This window comes from Sphingomonas sp. MM-1, from assembly GCF_000347675.2.
GTDB classification, from domain to species: domain Bacteria; phylum Pseudomonadota; class Alphaproteobacteria; order Sphingomonadales; family Sphingomonadaceae; genus Sphingomonas_E; species Sphingomonas_E fennica.
The window spans coordinates 2,238,166-2,251,580 of the sequence record NC_020561.1; the positions used below are offsets into that span (position 1 = coordinate 2,238,166).

12 protein-coding genes are annotated in these 13,415 nt (G+C 69.1%); 8 read left to right on the forward strand and 4 right to left on the reverse strand.

Annotated elements, in window-relative coordinates; all coding sequences use genetic code 11:
- The first annotated feature begins 121 nt into the window (after positions 1-121).
- Genes G432_RS10830 through G432_RS10840 form a run of 3 tightly spaced genes read left to right on the forward strand, consistent with a single transcriptional unit; the run spans position 122 to position 3,130 of the window.
- A complete protein-coding gene (locus G432_RS10830) occupies positions 122-664 on the forward strand; it encodes a sigma-70 family RNA polymerase sigma factor (protein ID WP_015458864.1) in 543 nt (180 codons plus the stop codon).
- On the forward strand, positions 654-1,472 hold the full coding sequence (locus tag G432_RS10835) for an anti-sigma factor family protein (RefSeq protein WP_015458865.1): 819 nt from the start codon (positions 654-656) through the stop codon (positions 1,470-1,472). The genes G432_RS10830 and G432_RS10835 overlap by 11 nt, the downstream gene beginning before the upstream one ends.
- Before the next feature lie 8 nt (positions 1,473-1,480).
- Positions 1,481-3,130, forward strand: coding sequence for an FAD-dependent oxidoreductase (locus G432_RS10840; protein ID WP_015458866.1), 1,650 nt, complete (start codon positions 1,481-1,483; stop codon positions 3,128-3,130).
- Between the two features lie 64 nt (positions 3,131-3,194).
- Here the strand turns inward: G432_RS10840 and G432_RS10845 are convergent, their stop codons facing one another.
- The 4 genes from G432_RS10845 to G432_RS10860 all read right to left on the reverse strand — a co-directional run bounded on the left by G432_RS10845 (position 3,195) and on the right by G432_RS10860 (position 8,195).
- Positions 3,195-5,237 carry a 3-hydroxyacyl-CoA dehydrogenase NAD-binding domain-containing protein gene (locus G432_RS10845; protein WP_015458867.1) on the reverse strand — a complete coding sequence of 681 codons (2,043 nt, stop codon included), beginning with the start codon at positions 5,235-5,237 and terminating at the stop codon, positions 3,195-3,197.
- A gap of 19 nt (positions 5,238-5,256) precedes the next feature.
- A complete protein-coding gene (locus G432_RS10850; RefSeq protein ID WP_015458868.1) occupies positions 5,257-6,060 on the reverse strand; it encodes an SDR family NAD(P)-dependent oxidoreductase in 804 nt (267 codons plus the stop codon).
- Positions 6,057-6,830 carry an SDR family NAD(P)-dependent oxidoreductase gene (locus tag G432_RS10855; protein WP_015458869.1) on the reverse strand — a complete coding sequence of 258 codons (774 nt, stop codon included), beginning with the start codon at positions 6,828-6,830 and terminating at the stop codon, positions 6,057-6,059. Before G432_RS10855 ends, G432_RS10850 begins: the two co-directional genes overlap by 4 nt.
- Positions 6,831-6,956: 126 nt before the next feature.
- Complete coding sequence (locus tag G432_RS10860; RefSeq protein WP_015458870.1) at positions 6,957-8,195, reverse strand: acyl-CoA dehydrogenase family protein; 1,239 nt, start codon at positions 8,193-8,195, stop codon at positions 6,957-6,959.
- 179 nt (positions 8,196-8,374) lie between these two features.
- Here G432_RS10860 and G432_RS10865 point away from each other — a divergent pair, with 179 nt between their 5' ends.
- The 5 genes from G432_RS10865 to G432_RS10885 all read left to right on the forward strand — a co-directional run bounded on the left by G432_RS10865 (position 8,375) and on the right by G432_RS10885 (position 13,392).
- Positions 8,375-9,202 carry a cytochrome b/b6 domain-containing protein gene (locus G432_RS10865; RefSeq protein ID WP_443024282.1) on the forward strand — a complete coding sequence of 276 codons (828 nt, stop codon included), beginning with the start codon at positions 8,375-8,377 and terminating at the stop codon, positions 9,200-9,202.
- Complete coding sequence (locus G432_RS10870) at positions 9,199-9,948, forward strand: molybdopterin-binding protein (RefSeq protein ID WP_015458872.1); 750 nt, start codon at positions 9,199-9,201, stop codon at positions 9,946-9,948. The genes G432_RS10865 and G432_RS10870 overlap by 4 nt, the downstream gene beginning before the upstream one ends.
- Positions 9,935-10,606 (forward strand): maleylacetoacetate isomerase, encoded by a 672-nt coding sequence (maiA, locus tag G432_RS10875; protein ID WP_015458873.1) that lies wholly within the window; start codon positions 9,935-9,937, stop codon positions 10,604-10,606. The genes G432_RS10870 and maiA overlap by 14 nt, the downstream gene beginning before the upstream one ends.
- A gap of 78 nt (positions 10,607-10,684) precedes the next feature.
- Entirely contained in the window at positions 10,685-12,691 is a 2,007-nt protein-coding gene (locus tag G432_RS10880) for a TonB-dependent receptor (protein WP_015458874.1), read from the forward strand.
- 134 nt (positions 12,692-12,825) lie between these two features.
- Positions 12,826-13,392 (forward strand): GNAT family N-acetyltransferase, encoded by a 567-nt coding sequence (locus G432_RS10885; RefSeq protein WP_015458875.1) that lies wholly within the window; start codon positions 12,826-12,828, stop codon positions 13,390-13,392.
- The last annotated feature ends 23 nt before the right edge of the window (positions 13,393-13,415 follow it).

The window sequence follows — 13,415 nt, forward strand, 5'->3', positions numbered from 1 at the left end:
TCCTTGCCTCTGTCCGTCATCCTGGTCGAACGGATGGTCATGTTCGCCGACTTCGTATGGCGCGATCGGCGGCCTTCGTGAGACCGGGGAATAGAATGCCTGGTCACCGCGTATATTCAATATGCAGCATCCTTCCGATCCCGATCCGATACTAGAGCATGCGCCGGCGCTCAGGCGTTATGCCCGGTTGCTGACGCGCGACGGGACCGCCGCCGAGGATCTGGTTCAGGAAACGCTGCTGAAGGCGCATGAACGGCCGCCGCGCCCGGCGCTGGGCCAATCGATCCGCCACTGGCTGTTCACGGTGCTGCGCAACCTCTTCATCGATGGTTTGCGCCGCCGCCGCAGCGAGGCCGCGCGGATCGACGCGCTGGCCGATGCGCGCGCCACGGCGGCGACGCCCGCGCAGCCGGCCGACCAGGAATTCGCTACCTATCTGCGCCAGATCGGCGAGCGGTTCGAGGCGCTGCCCGAGGGCCAGCGCGCCGCGCTGCGCTGCGTGGCGATCGAGGGGATGAGCTACCAGCAGGCCGCCGATGCGCTGGGCGTGCCGGTGGGCACGATCATGTCGCGCCTGAACCGGGCGAGGGCCGCGCTGCGGGCGGATGCGCCGGAGCCGACGGCGGCGCGGCTGCGCATCGTGGGAGGACGCGATGACGACTGACAGGAACCGCATCTGCGATATCGACATCAACGCCTATGTCGACGGCGAGCTGGACGCGGCGCGCGCCTGCGAGGTCGAGCGGCACCTGAGCCAGCGGCCCAACGATGCCGCGCGGGTGATGGAGGATCTGGCCGGCCGCAGCGCCCTGCGGCTGATCGCCGGCAAGGCCCGGCCGTCCACGCCCCGCGCCGAGCGGCGCGCCGGCGGCACCCGGCTTTCGCTGGCGGCGGTGATCGCCTTTGCGGGGCTGAGCGTGATGACGCTGGTGCTGCCCAATGCCGGCGGGCAGAGCGTGGCATCGCCGCCATCCTATCTGGACGATGCGATGATGTCCCACCGGATCACGCTGATGCGGGCGCGCATGGCGTCCCAGCCCGAGGCGCCGAACCTGGACGTGCATGATCTGATGCGCGAGACCGGCATCCGCGTGCCCCGCCTGCCCGCCGGCTGGCGCGTGCTGGATGCGCAGCTTTTCCCGTCCGAATATGGCCCGGCGCTGCAGATGCTGGTGCATACCGAGGACAAGGGCGTGCTTTCCATCTTCGCGGTGCGTGGCGCCAGCACGGCGCCGACCGAGCCGTCCGCCGAGCGGATGGACGGCCGGTCGATCGCTTATTGGCGCAAGGGCGACCTTTCCTACGCCCTGATCGGCGACGGGACGCCCGAGGAGATCGACCGGATCGCCGACCATCTGGAGGATGGCGGGCTGGAGCAGGCGGATGCCGCCATCCGTCCCCCGGCCCATAGAGTTACCGCGTTGCCCGTGTTGCCGGACGCTTCTGCCCGGCGGGCCAACGCACCAGCGTGAGGTGAAGCATGCATATCGATCTGGATGACGGCGTTTCCGCCGAGCTGCTGGCGGATACGTGCGTGATCGGCGCGGGGGCGGCGGGGATCACCGTGGCCCGCCGGCTGCTGGCCGCGGGCCAGCGGGTGGTGCTGCTGGAAAGCGGCGGCCTGGATCATGAGGCCGATACCGCCGCGCTGAACGAGGGCCGATCGGTGGGCGAGCCTTATTATCCGCTGGATCATGCGCGGCTGCGCTTCTTCGGCGGCACTACCGCCATCTGGGGCGGGCGCTGCGCCGAGCTGGACCCGATCGATTTCGTCCGGCGCGACTGGGTGCCCCATTCGGGCTGGCCGATCGATCATGCCGAGATCGCGCCTTATTATGCGGCGGCCCGCGACCTGCTGGACCTGCCGTCGCGCGAACCGACGGCGGAGAGCTTCGCCCGCGCGGGCGCGCCGCTTCCCGATTTCGATGCGGATGTGCTGCGCACGCCCTTCTGGAGCTTCGACGACAGGTTCAACCGCTTCACCTTCGAATCGTGCGCGGACCTGCGCGAGAATCCGCGCTGCCGCATCCTGACCCATGCGACGGTGACGGAGATCGTGGCCCTGCCTTCGGGCCGGGCGATCGGCCATCTCGACCTGACGGCGCGCTCGGGCCGGCGCCACCGGGTGCGCGCGCGCAATTATGTGCTGGCGGCGGGCGGCATCGAGAATGCCCGGCTGCTGCTGGCATCGGATTCGATCGTGCGCACCGGCCTCGGCAACGCGCACGACCAGGTGGGCCGTTACTTCATGGAACATCCCCATGCGCGCGGCGGCAGGATCGTCGGGCCTGGGGTGTGGGCGCTGCTCAACGCCTTCGGCCGCAAGCACCGGCTGGACGGGCATAGTGCCGCGGCCCTGATCGCGCCGGCCGAGCGGCTGCAGCGCGAGCAGGGGCTGCTCAACACCTCGCTCACCATCGCCGGTCGCCGGCCGGTACACGGCAGCGAGGCGCTGGGCATGCGCGCCTATCAGAAATTGAAGCATGACCTTGCCCCCAGCCGGCGCGCGCGGGCGATGTGGATGCGCACCAAGCAGGCGGTGAACGCGACGATGAGCGTGACCGAGCCGCTCCGCCCCTGGCTGCTGCACAAGGCCGGCCGGCTGGACGTGGCGCTGGTGGTGCGCGGCGAGCAGGCGCCCAATCCCGACAGCCGGGTGCTGCTGGACGGCACGACCGACGCGCTGGGCCTGCGCCGCGCCAGGCTCGACTGGCGGATGAGCGCGATCGATACGGACAGCGTGGCGGGCCTCGTCGCCGCCCTCGGCCGTGAGACCGAACGGCTGGGGCTGGGCCGGGTTGAGGCCGCGCCCTGGCTTTCGGATGCGAGCCGCGCCTGGCGCACCGATCCGCTGATCAGCGCGCATCCGATCGGCGGCTATCACCATATGGGCACGACGCGCATGGCCGATAGCCCGCGCGAGGGCGTGACCGACGCCACCGGCCGCGTCCACGGCCTCGCCAACCTGCATGTCGCGGGAAGCTCGCTCTTCCCGACGTCCGGCTGGGCCAATCCGACGCTGACGATCCTCGCGCTGGCGTTGCGGACGGCCGATTTCATCGCCAGGGGCGCCGCGCAGGAGCCGGCGATCGAGCAGGAGACCCGGCCGCTGGTAGCCGCGCGCCGGTAAAAATGCGGGCGGCGGAGGCCGATGCCCCCGCCGCCCGGCTTCTGTTCGATATCGGGCCGGCCGATCAGTTGAAGGTTTCGCCCTTTTCCGTCTTGGCGACGAGCAGCGGCGACAGCGAGAAATCGGGGCCGAGGCGATCGGCCTGGCGCTTCAGGCCGTCCACCACCGTCTTCAGGCCGATCTGGTCCGCCCACAGCATCGGGCCGCCGCGATAGACCGGCCAGCCATAGCCATAGACCCAGACGACATCGATGTCGGACGCGCGCTGGGCCTTGCCTTCCTCCAGGATCTTCGCGCCTTCGTTGACCATGGTGTAGAGGCAGCGCTCGCGTATCTCCTCGTCGGATATCTGGCGCTGGGGGATGCCCTTGGCGGCGGCGAATTCGGCGATGATCCGTTCGGCGACCGGCGAGGGCGTGCGCTGGCGCTTCTCGTCATAATCGTAGAAGCCACCGCCCGATTTCTGGCCGAGCCGGCCTTCGGCGCACAGCGCCTCGCGCACCGTTTCGCGCCGGGTGGGATCGCGATGCCAGCCGATGTCGAGCCCGGCGAGATCGGCGAGCTGGAACGGCCCCATCGGGAAGCCGAAATCGAGGAAGACGCGATCGACATCCGAGGGCTTCGCCCCTTCGAGGATGAGCTGGCCGGCCTGATCCTGCCGGGGCTTCAGCATGCGGTTGCCGATGAAGCCGTGGCAGACGCCGGCGACCACCGCGATCTTCCTGATCTGCTTGGCGAGCGCCATGGCGGTGGCGAGCACGGAATCGGACGTCTTCGCCCCGCGCACCACCTCCAGCAGCTTCATAACATTGGCGGGCGAGAAGAAGTGCATGCCCAGCACATATTCCGGCCGCGCGGTGACGGAGGCGATCTCGTCCACGTCGAGATAGGAGGTGTTGGTGGCGAGGATGGCGCCGGGCTTGGCCGCCTTGTCCAGCCGGGCGAACACCTCCTTCTTCACGTCCATATTCTCGAACACCGCCTCGATGACGAGGTCGGCCTCGGCGAGGTCGTCGTAGGACAGAGTGGGCTTGAGCAGCGCCATGGCCTTTTCGACCTGCGCTTCCGTCATCCGGCCGCTCTTGACGTTGTTGGCGTAATTCTTCGCGATCACGCCGACGCCGCGATCGAGCGCCGCCTGCTCCGCCTCGAGGATGGTGACGGGCACGCCGATCGACAAGAAGTTCATGGCGATGCCGCCGCCCATCGTGCCGGCGCCGATCACGCCGACCGACTTCACCGGGATCAGCGGTGTATCGGCGGGCAGGCCATCGACCTTGGCGGCCGCCCGCTCGGCGAAGAAGATGTGGCGCTGCGCCTTGGACTGATCGCTGACGATCAGCTTCGCGATGAGCCGGCGTTCCACCTCCAGCCCTTCGCGGAAGGGCAGGTCGACGGCGGCCCGGATCGCCTCGATGCAGGCTTCCGGCGCCTCGAAGCCCTTCATCTTCTTGGCATTCTTCGCACGGAACGCTTCGAACACGCCGGGTTCGGCCGCGGCCTTGCGCTCGCTGGTGCGCGGCAGCGGGCGCCTGTCCGCAACCTCCCGCGCGAAGGCGATCGCTTCGGCGGCGAGATTGTCCTCGGCGGCGAGGCGATCGACCAGGCCGACCTCGGCCGCCTTCTTCGCCCCGATCGGCGCGCCGCCGACGATCATCTCCAGCGCGGCTTCGGCGCCCACCACGCGCGGCAGGCGCTGCGTGCCGCCGGCGCCGGGGAGGATGCCGAGCTTCACTTCGGGCAGGCCGAGCTTCGCCGAGGGCACGGCGACGCGATAATGGCAGGCGAGCGCGGTTTCCAGCCCGCCGCCGAGCGCGGTGCCGTGAATCGCGGCGACGACCGGCTTGTCCAGCGCCTCGATGCGTTCGAGCAGCTCGGGAAGCTGCGGGTCCTTCATCGGCTTGCCGAATTCGGTGATGTCGGCACCGGCGAAGAAGGTGCGGCCTTCGCAGCGGATCACCACCGCCTTGATCGCGGGATCGGCGGCGGCCGCGTCGATCGCTTTGGCCAGCCCGTCACGCACCGCATGGCCGAGCGCGTTGACCGGCGGATTGTTCGATATGACGACGAGGACGTCGCCCGCCCGTTCGGTGGTGATGATGGTCATCCATGTCTCCTGATGGGAATCAGAGCGCGGTCCGGCCGAGCTCCTGGCGATTGAAGGGGTGCGAGCTGGACAGGCCGCCATCGACGACCAGCGCGTGGCCGTTGACGTAGGATGCCTCGTCCGAGGCGAGGAACAATGCGGCATGCGCGATCTCGTCCGGCTCGCCGCCGCGGCGCAGCGGGTTGAGGTGGCCGAGCTGGTCGGCCTTGCCGGCTTCCCGCGCGCGGACGTAGATCATCTCCGTCATGCCGGTTTCGATGAGGCCGGGGCAGATCGCGTTCACCCGGACATTGCTGGTCGAAAGCTGCTGGGCGGATGTCTGCACCAGGTTGATGACGCCTGCCTTGGAGGCCGAATAAGCCGGCCCGCCCGCGCCCGATCTCAGCCCGGCGACGCTGGCGGTGCAGATGATCGAGCCGCGCTTCTGCGCGATCATGTGCGGGGCGGCATGCTTCACCGCGAGGAAGGGGCCGATCAGGTTGACGCGCAATATTTCCGCCCAGTCGGCGGCATCCTGATCGAACAGGCCCTTAAGCCCGCCCGAAATGCCGGCATTGGCGAACATCACGTCGATCCGCCCGTGCGCCTCCACCGCATGGCCGACCAGCCGGGCGACATCCTCCTCGCGGCCGGCGTCGAGCTTGAGGCCGTCGGCGCGGCCGCCGGCATCGCGGATCAGCTCGATCGTCTCGGTGACGCCGTCGCCGATATCGGCGGCGACGACCACCGCGCCGTGGCGGGCGAAGAGGCGGCAGGTGGCGCGGCCGATGCCGCTGCCCGCGCCGGTGACGACCGCGACCCGGCCGGCAAGCCGCCCGGTCACAGCCCGATTCCCGTGGTCGCCCCGCCATCGACGATGATCGCCTGGCCGGTCATGAAGGTGGCGGCGGGCGAGGCGAGGAAGACGGCGGCGCCGGCGATCTCGTGCGGCTCGCCGATGCGGCCCAGCGGCGTGTTGCGGGTGACGGCCTTCAGCGTCTGCGGGTCTTCCCACAATGCGCGGGCGAAATCGGTGCGGACGAGGCCGGGGGCGATGCAGTTCACCCGCACGCCATCCGGCCCATATTCGGCGGCAAGGTTGCGGGCGAGCTGGAAGTCCGCCGCCTTCGAGACGTTATAGGCGCCGATCGACACCGATGACGTCAAGCCGCCGATCGACGAGATGATGATGATCGAGCCTTCCTTGCGCTCGCGCATCTCCGGCGCGACCATGCCGATCAGCCAGTGGTTGGCCAGCACGTTGTTGTCGAAGATCTTGCGGAACTGATCGTCGGTGATCCCCGCCATCGGCCCGTAATAGGGGTTGGAGGCGGCGTTGCAGACGAGGATGTCGATCCGCCCCAGCCGCGCGCGGGTCTCGTCGACGAGGTGCTGGAGCGCTTCCTTGGACGATATGCTGGCGGCGATCGCGGTGGCCGCGCCGGGATGGCGGGCGTTGATCGCCTCGGCCACCGCATCGCATGCATCCTGCTTGCGGCTGGAGATCACCACCCTGGCGCCCTGATCGGCCATCGCCTCGGCGATCGCGCGGCCGATGCCGCGCGACGATCCGGTGATGATGGCGACCTTGCCGGTAAGATCGAACAGGGACATCAGCTTTATCCTCCCACTGTGCCGTTTCCGCGAATGCCGGAATCGTTGGCCGCCAAGGCTCGGTCCCCCGCGCCTTCCCGTCAATGGATCCTGACGCCCGTCAGGATGACGGCGGCGCGGGAGGGATCAGACCCGATATTTGCCGAATTCGAGGCGGGCGATCGCGCGGTTGTGCACCTCGTCCGGCCCGTCCGCCAGGCGGAGCGTGCGGATCGTGGCATAAGCGCGCGCCAGGCCGAAATCGCTGGTCACGCCACCGCCGCCATGCGCCTGGATCGCATCGTCGATCACCTTCAGCGCCATGCGCGGGCCGGCGACCTTGATCATCGCGATTTCCGCCTGCGCAGCCTTGTTGCCGGCCTTGTCCATCATGTCGGCGGCCTTGAGGCAGAGCAGCCGCGTCATCTCGATATCGATGCGGGCCTCGGCGATGCGCTGTTCCCAGACGGACTGTTCGGCGATCGTCTTGCCGAAGGCGACGCGGCCGAGCAGGCGGCGGGCCATCTTCTCGATGGCTTCCTCCGCCACGCCGATGGTGCGCATGCAATGGTGGATACGGCCCGGCCCGAGGCGGCCTTGCGCGATCTCGAATCCGCGGCCCTCGCCCAGCAGCATATTCTCCACCGGCACGCGGACATTGTCGAGGATCACCTCGGCATGGCCGTGGGGGGCGTCGTCATAACCGAAGACGGGCAGCATGCGGACGACCTTCACGCCGGGCGCGTCCATCGGCACCAGGATCATCGACTGTTGCGAATGGCGCGGCGCATCCGGGTTGGTCTTGCCCATGACGATGTTGATCCTGCAGCGCGGATCGCCCACGCCCGACGACCACCATTTGCGGCCGTTGATGACATAATGGTCGCCGTCGCGATCGATCCGCGTCTCGATGTTGGTGGCGTCGGACGAGGCGACGGCCGGCTCCGTCATCAGGAAGGCGGAACGGATGTCGCCGTCCATCAGCGGCTTCAGCCACTGGTCCTTCTGGGCGCGGGTGCCGTAGCGGTGCAGCACCTCCATGTTGCCGGTATCGGGGGCGGAGCAGTTCATCGCCTCCGACGCCCAATAGACGCGGCCCATCTCCTCCGCGCAGAGCGCATATTCGAGGTTGGACAGGCCCGGCCCCTCGAAATGGAAGCTTTCGTCCACATGCTGCTGGCCGCTGTGGGGCGGCATGAACAGGTTCCAGAGCCCCGCCGCCTTGGCCTTGGCCTTGGCTTCCTCGATCACCGGCAGCACCTTCCAGCGCTCGCCGGTCTCCTGCTGCTCATGATATTCGGGATCGCGCGGGCGGACGTGGGTTTCGATGAAATCGCGCACCCGGTCGCGCCAGTGGGTCTCGCGCTCGCTAAGGGTGAAATCCATCGCTCTCTCTCCCGCTGACTAGACTTTTCTTCCCTGCGCTATGCCCCTTGAAAGCGTTCGTCCAGCCGCCGAGGCGTTCGGAAATTGGCGATCGGGCCATCTAATATGCGACGCCCGGCCATGACGCAGCGTAAAAGCCCGGGAGGAGATTTTCGCGGGCACGGACGCGGGAGCAGGCGATGATGCGGGATGCGGCGGCTGGAATGGCGGGCGAATGGCGGTTGCGCCACCGCTGGCCGACTCGGATATGGCATTGGGCCAATGCGGCGATCGTGATCGTCATGCTGATGAGCGGCCTGATGATCTTCAACGCCCATCCCCGCCTCTATTGGGGCGAATATGGCGCCAATGCCGATCATGCCTGGCTGGAGATCGGATCGACGCCAACGCAGGGCATATTGCGGATCGGTGACGTCATGGTGCCAACCACGGGCGTGCTGGGCCGGTGGACGGACGGCGACGGCGTGGTGCAGACCCGCGCCTTTCCCGGCTGGGCGACGATCCCCACGCGCTACAGCCTTTCGGCAGCGCGGCGCTGGCACCTGGCCTTCGCCTGGGCGTTCGCGATCGGCGGCGCGGCCTATGCGGCCTGGTGCATGGCCCGCGGCCACCTCAGCCGCGATCTGCTGCCCCGCCGGGGCGAGCTGGCGCCCGGCCATCTCTGGGCGGACATCATGGCGCATGCCCGGCTGCGGCTGGCGAAGGGGGAAGCGGCGGCGCGATACAATATCCTCCAGAAGCTCAGCTATCTGGCCGTGCTGTTCGGCCTGCTGCCGGCGATGCTGCTGAGCGGGCTTGCCATGTCGCCGGCGATGGATGCGGCCTGGCCCTGGCTGGTCGATCTGTTCGCGGGCCGCCAGTCCGCCCGGTCCGTCCATTTCATCTGCGCGATGCTGATCCTGGCCTTCGTCCTCGTCCACCTCGCGATGGTGGCGGCCGCCGGCCCGGTGCGCGAGCTGCGGGCGATGATCGGCGGCTGGTATCGCCTGCCGGAGGAACGGGCATGAGGCTTTCCCGCCGCCGCCTGATCGGCTCGCTCGCCGCGGCACCGCTGCTCACCGCCTGCGACCGGCTGACCTATAGCGAGGGCTTCCGCGAGGGCCTGCGCGCCGCCGAGGGGCTGACGATGCGCGCGCAGCGGCTGGTGATGGATCGCGCCGCGCTCGCCCGCGAATTCGGCGCGGCGGACATATCTCCCGTGTTCCGGTCCAACGGCACCCGCCGGCCGGGATCGCAAAGCTATGCCGATCATGCGGCGCGGGGCTTTGCCGATTGGCGGCTGGCGGTGGACGGGCTGGTGGCGCGGCCGCTTTCGCTGTCGATGGCGCAGATACGCGGCCTTCCCGCGCGCACCCAGATCACCCGCCACGATTGCGTGGAAGGGTGGAGCGCGATCGGCCGGTGGACCGGCGTGCCGCTCCGCCTGCTGCTGGAAGGCGCCGGGGTTTCGACGCGGGCGCGCTACATCGTCTTCCATTGCGCCGACGATTACGGGCCGGTGCGTTATTATGAGAGCATCGACATGGTGGATGCGCTGCATCCCCAGACGATCCTCGCCTGGGCGCTCAACGGCGCGCTGCTGCCGATCGAAAATGGCGCGCCGCTCCGGCTTCGGGTGGAACGGCAGCTCGGCTACAAGCATGCCAAATATGTCGAGCGGATCGAGGCGGTGGCCGGCCTGGCCGCGATCGGCGGCGGCAGGGGCGGCTATTGGGAGGACAGCAACGATTATGAATGGTATGCCGGGATCTGACGGAAACCCCGTCCGCCTCCACGATTATTATCGCTCGTCGGCGGCCTATCGCGTTCGCATCGCGCTCAACCTCAAGGGCATCGCCTTCGAAAGCGTGCCGGTGAACCTGCTGGCGGGCGAGCAGCGCGGGCTCGCCTTCCGCGCGATCAACCCGCAGGGGCTGGTGCCGCTGCTGGAGATGGACGGCATGCGCATCGGCCAGAGCCTGGCGATCATCGACTATCTCGACGCGCGCGTGCCCGATCCCGCTTTCGTGCCGCGCGATCCGGCCGCGCGGGCGCGGCAGCTCGCGCTGGCGCTGGTGGTGGCGTGCGACATCCACCCGATCAACAATGTCCGCGTGCTGCGCTATCTGGGGGGCGAGCTGGGCGCGGACGAGCCCGCGCGCGAGGCGTGGATCGGCCATTGGGTGCGCGAAGGCTTCGCCGCATTGGAGGCGATGGCCGCCCAGGACGGGGCCGGCACGGCGGCGCGACCCTATCTGGGCGGCGCCGCGCCGGGGATCGCCGACATCTGCCTGGTGCCACAAATGTATAATGCCCGGCGCTTCAAAGTCGCGCTGGACGACTTTCCGCTGCTGGTGCGGATCGATGCGGCGCTGGCGGCACTGCCCGCCTTCGCCGCCGCCCATCCCGATCGCTTCGCGCCGGAAGGTTGAAGGCCGCCGGCCGGAATTTGGCGCGATCGCGCACGTCAAAGCGATTCCCGTGCGTCGGCGGCGGTTTATAGAGGGGCCATGCGCGCCCTGATCCTGACCGCTTTCGCCCTTCCTTCCGTCGCTTATGCCGAGGGGCGCGATATCGTCGTCACCGGCGCCGGGCTGGAGGCGCCGGCCGGCCTCGCCGCCTATGACGTGAGCGTGATCGAGCGCGACCGGCTGACGACCACGGCCAGCGGGCGGCTGGAGGATGTGCTGCGCGACGTCGCCGGCTTCCAGCAGTTCCGGCGATCGGATTCGCGTTCGGCGCATCCCACCAGCCAGGGGGCGACCTTGCGCGGGCTGGGCGGCAACGCATCGGCGCGCGCGCTGATCCTGCTGGATGGCGTGCCGCAGACCGATCCTTTCGGCGGCTGGATTCCGTGGAGCGCCTATGATCCCTCGCGGCTGGGGATGGTGCGGGTGACGCGCGGCGGCGGCAGCGGCGTCAACGGGCCGGGCGCGCTGGCCGGCACGATCGAGTTGATGAGCGCCGGGCCAGACGAGATCGCGCCCGCCTGGGGCGCCATCGCTTATGGCAGCCGCGACAGCGTGGAGGCCGAGGCGGGGGTGAGCGGCGCCATGGGCGGCGGCTATGGTGTGCTTTCGGCCAGCTATGCGCGCGGCGACGGCTTCACCCCCATCGTCGCGGACGCGCGCGGCCCGGTGGATCGGCCGGCCTTCTACGAACAGGCCAGCCTTTCGGCGCGGACCGCCTTTGCCGTGGGCGGCGATACCGAATTGCAGGCCAATCTGCTGGGCATGCTCGACCGGCGCGATCGCGGCACCGATTTCACCCCCAACCGCAATCTCGGCGCCGATGCCAGCGTGCGGCTGGTGGGGCGCGGCCGCTGGGGCTGGGAGGCGGCGACATGGCTGCAGCTCCGCGAATTTTCCAGCGACTTCGCCAGCGTGAACGCCGATCGGACGGCGGTGAATCCCTCGCTCGACCAGTATAATGTCCCGGCCACCGGCCTTGGCGCGCGGTTCGAGGTCCGCCCGCCGCTGGGCGGCGGGGTCGAATTGCGGCTGGGCGGCGACGCGCGCCAGACCACCGGCGAGACGAAGGAGCTTTACAGCTTCGCGGCCGGCGCGCCGACCAGGGCGCGCCGCGCGGGCGGGCGGACGCGCACCTTCGGCGGCTTTGCCGACCTGAGCTTCGCCCCGGACGATGCCTGGACGCTGACGGCGGGTGCGCGGATCGATCGCTGGCGGATCGAGAAGGGCCATCTTGACGAGACCGTGCTGGCGACGGGCGCGGCGGCGACCGACCAGGACTTCGCCGATCGGTCGGGATGGGAGCCGACGGCGCGGGCCGGCATCGCCTTCCGGCCGGCGCAGGCGGTGACGCTGCGTTCCGCCGGCTATCTCGGCTGGCGGCTGCCCAGCCTCAACGAGCTTTACCGCCCTTTCCGCGTCGGCGCGGACGTGACCGCCGCCAACCCGCTCCTGAAGCCCGAGCGGCTGAAAGGCGTCGATGCGGGCGTCGATTATCGGCCGCTGCCGGGATTCCGCCTTTCCGCCACCCTGTTCTACAACCGGCTGGACGATGCCATCGCCAACGTGACCCTGGCGCCCAATTCGCGGCAGCGGCAGAATCTGGAGGCGATCCGGTCGCAGGGGATCGAGCTGGAGGCCGCCGCCCGCCACGGGCCGTGGCAGCTTTCGGGATCGTGGACGCTGATCGACGCCAAGGTGCGCGCCGATTCCGGGCCGTCCGCCGCGCTCGATGGCTTGCGCCCCGCGCAGACGCCGCGCAACCAGGCGAGCGCGACGCTGGCATGGAACCGGCCGGATGGCATGGCGGCATCGGCGACGGTGCGGCATCTCGCCGGCCAGTATGAGGACGATCAGAACAGCCGCCGGCTGGGTGCGGCCACCACGCTGGATGCGGTGCTGCGCGTGCCCGTAGCCCGGGGCCTCAGCATCGAGGCGCGCGGCGAGAACCTGACGGACACGCTGGTCGAGGCCGGGATATCGGGCGCCGACGTGATCGAGCGGGCGACGCCGCGCACGCTCTGGATCGGGCTGCGCTACGGCGGCTGAGCGCCGGCGGGAATCCGCCCCGAAAATGGTGGACTTGGCACCGCGGATTGGGAAGAAATAGCAACTGGCAGCCTGGTGGATCATATCCACTAGACCATGGATGAGCGGCCCGCCCCGAGCGCAAGGAGACCCATGTGGTAGACGCCGCCCGCAGCACCGGCCTCGCAAGCGCGCCCGTCCATATCGAAACCAACGGCTATGTGCTGCGCAGCCTGACGCCGGCGGACGTGACGCCGCGTTTCGTGGAATGGCTGAACGGGCCGGGCATGCTGGCGGGCCTGAACCTCGCGGCGCTGAACTTCGATCTGGAAGGGTTGCGGCGGTTCGTTGCCGGCTTCGATGGCCTGCACAATCATTTCATCGGCATATTCGATCGCGAGAACGGCCTGCTCGTCGGCTTCTACACGATCGACGTGGATCTGACCCACAAGGTGGGCAACATCACCACCGGCATCGGCGAGACGGCCTATCACGGCCGGGGCGTGCTGCTGGCGACGATCGATGCGCTGCTCGACCATTTCTACGCCTATCGCGATGTGGAGAAGATGACGGCGCGCATCCTCGCCCGCAACGTGCGCATGATCTTCAATTTCCAGAACGACGCGCGCTTCAAGTTCGAGGCGAAGCTGCGCCGCGAATGCCGCGCGGCGGATGGCACGCGGCTCGACGTGCTGATCTTCGCCTCGCACAAGGACGGGTAGGATCGCGGCGGAACGGACGGGAG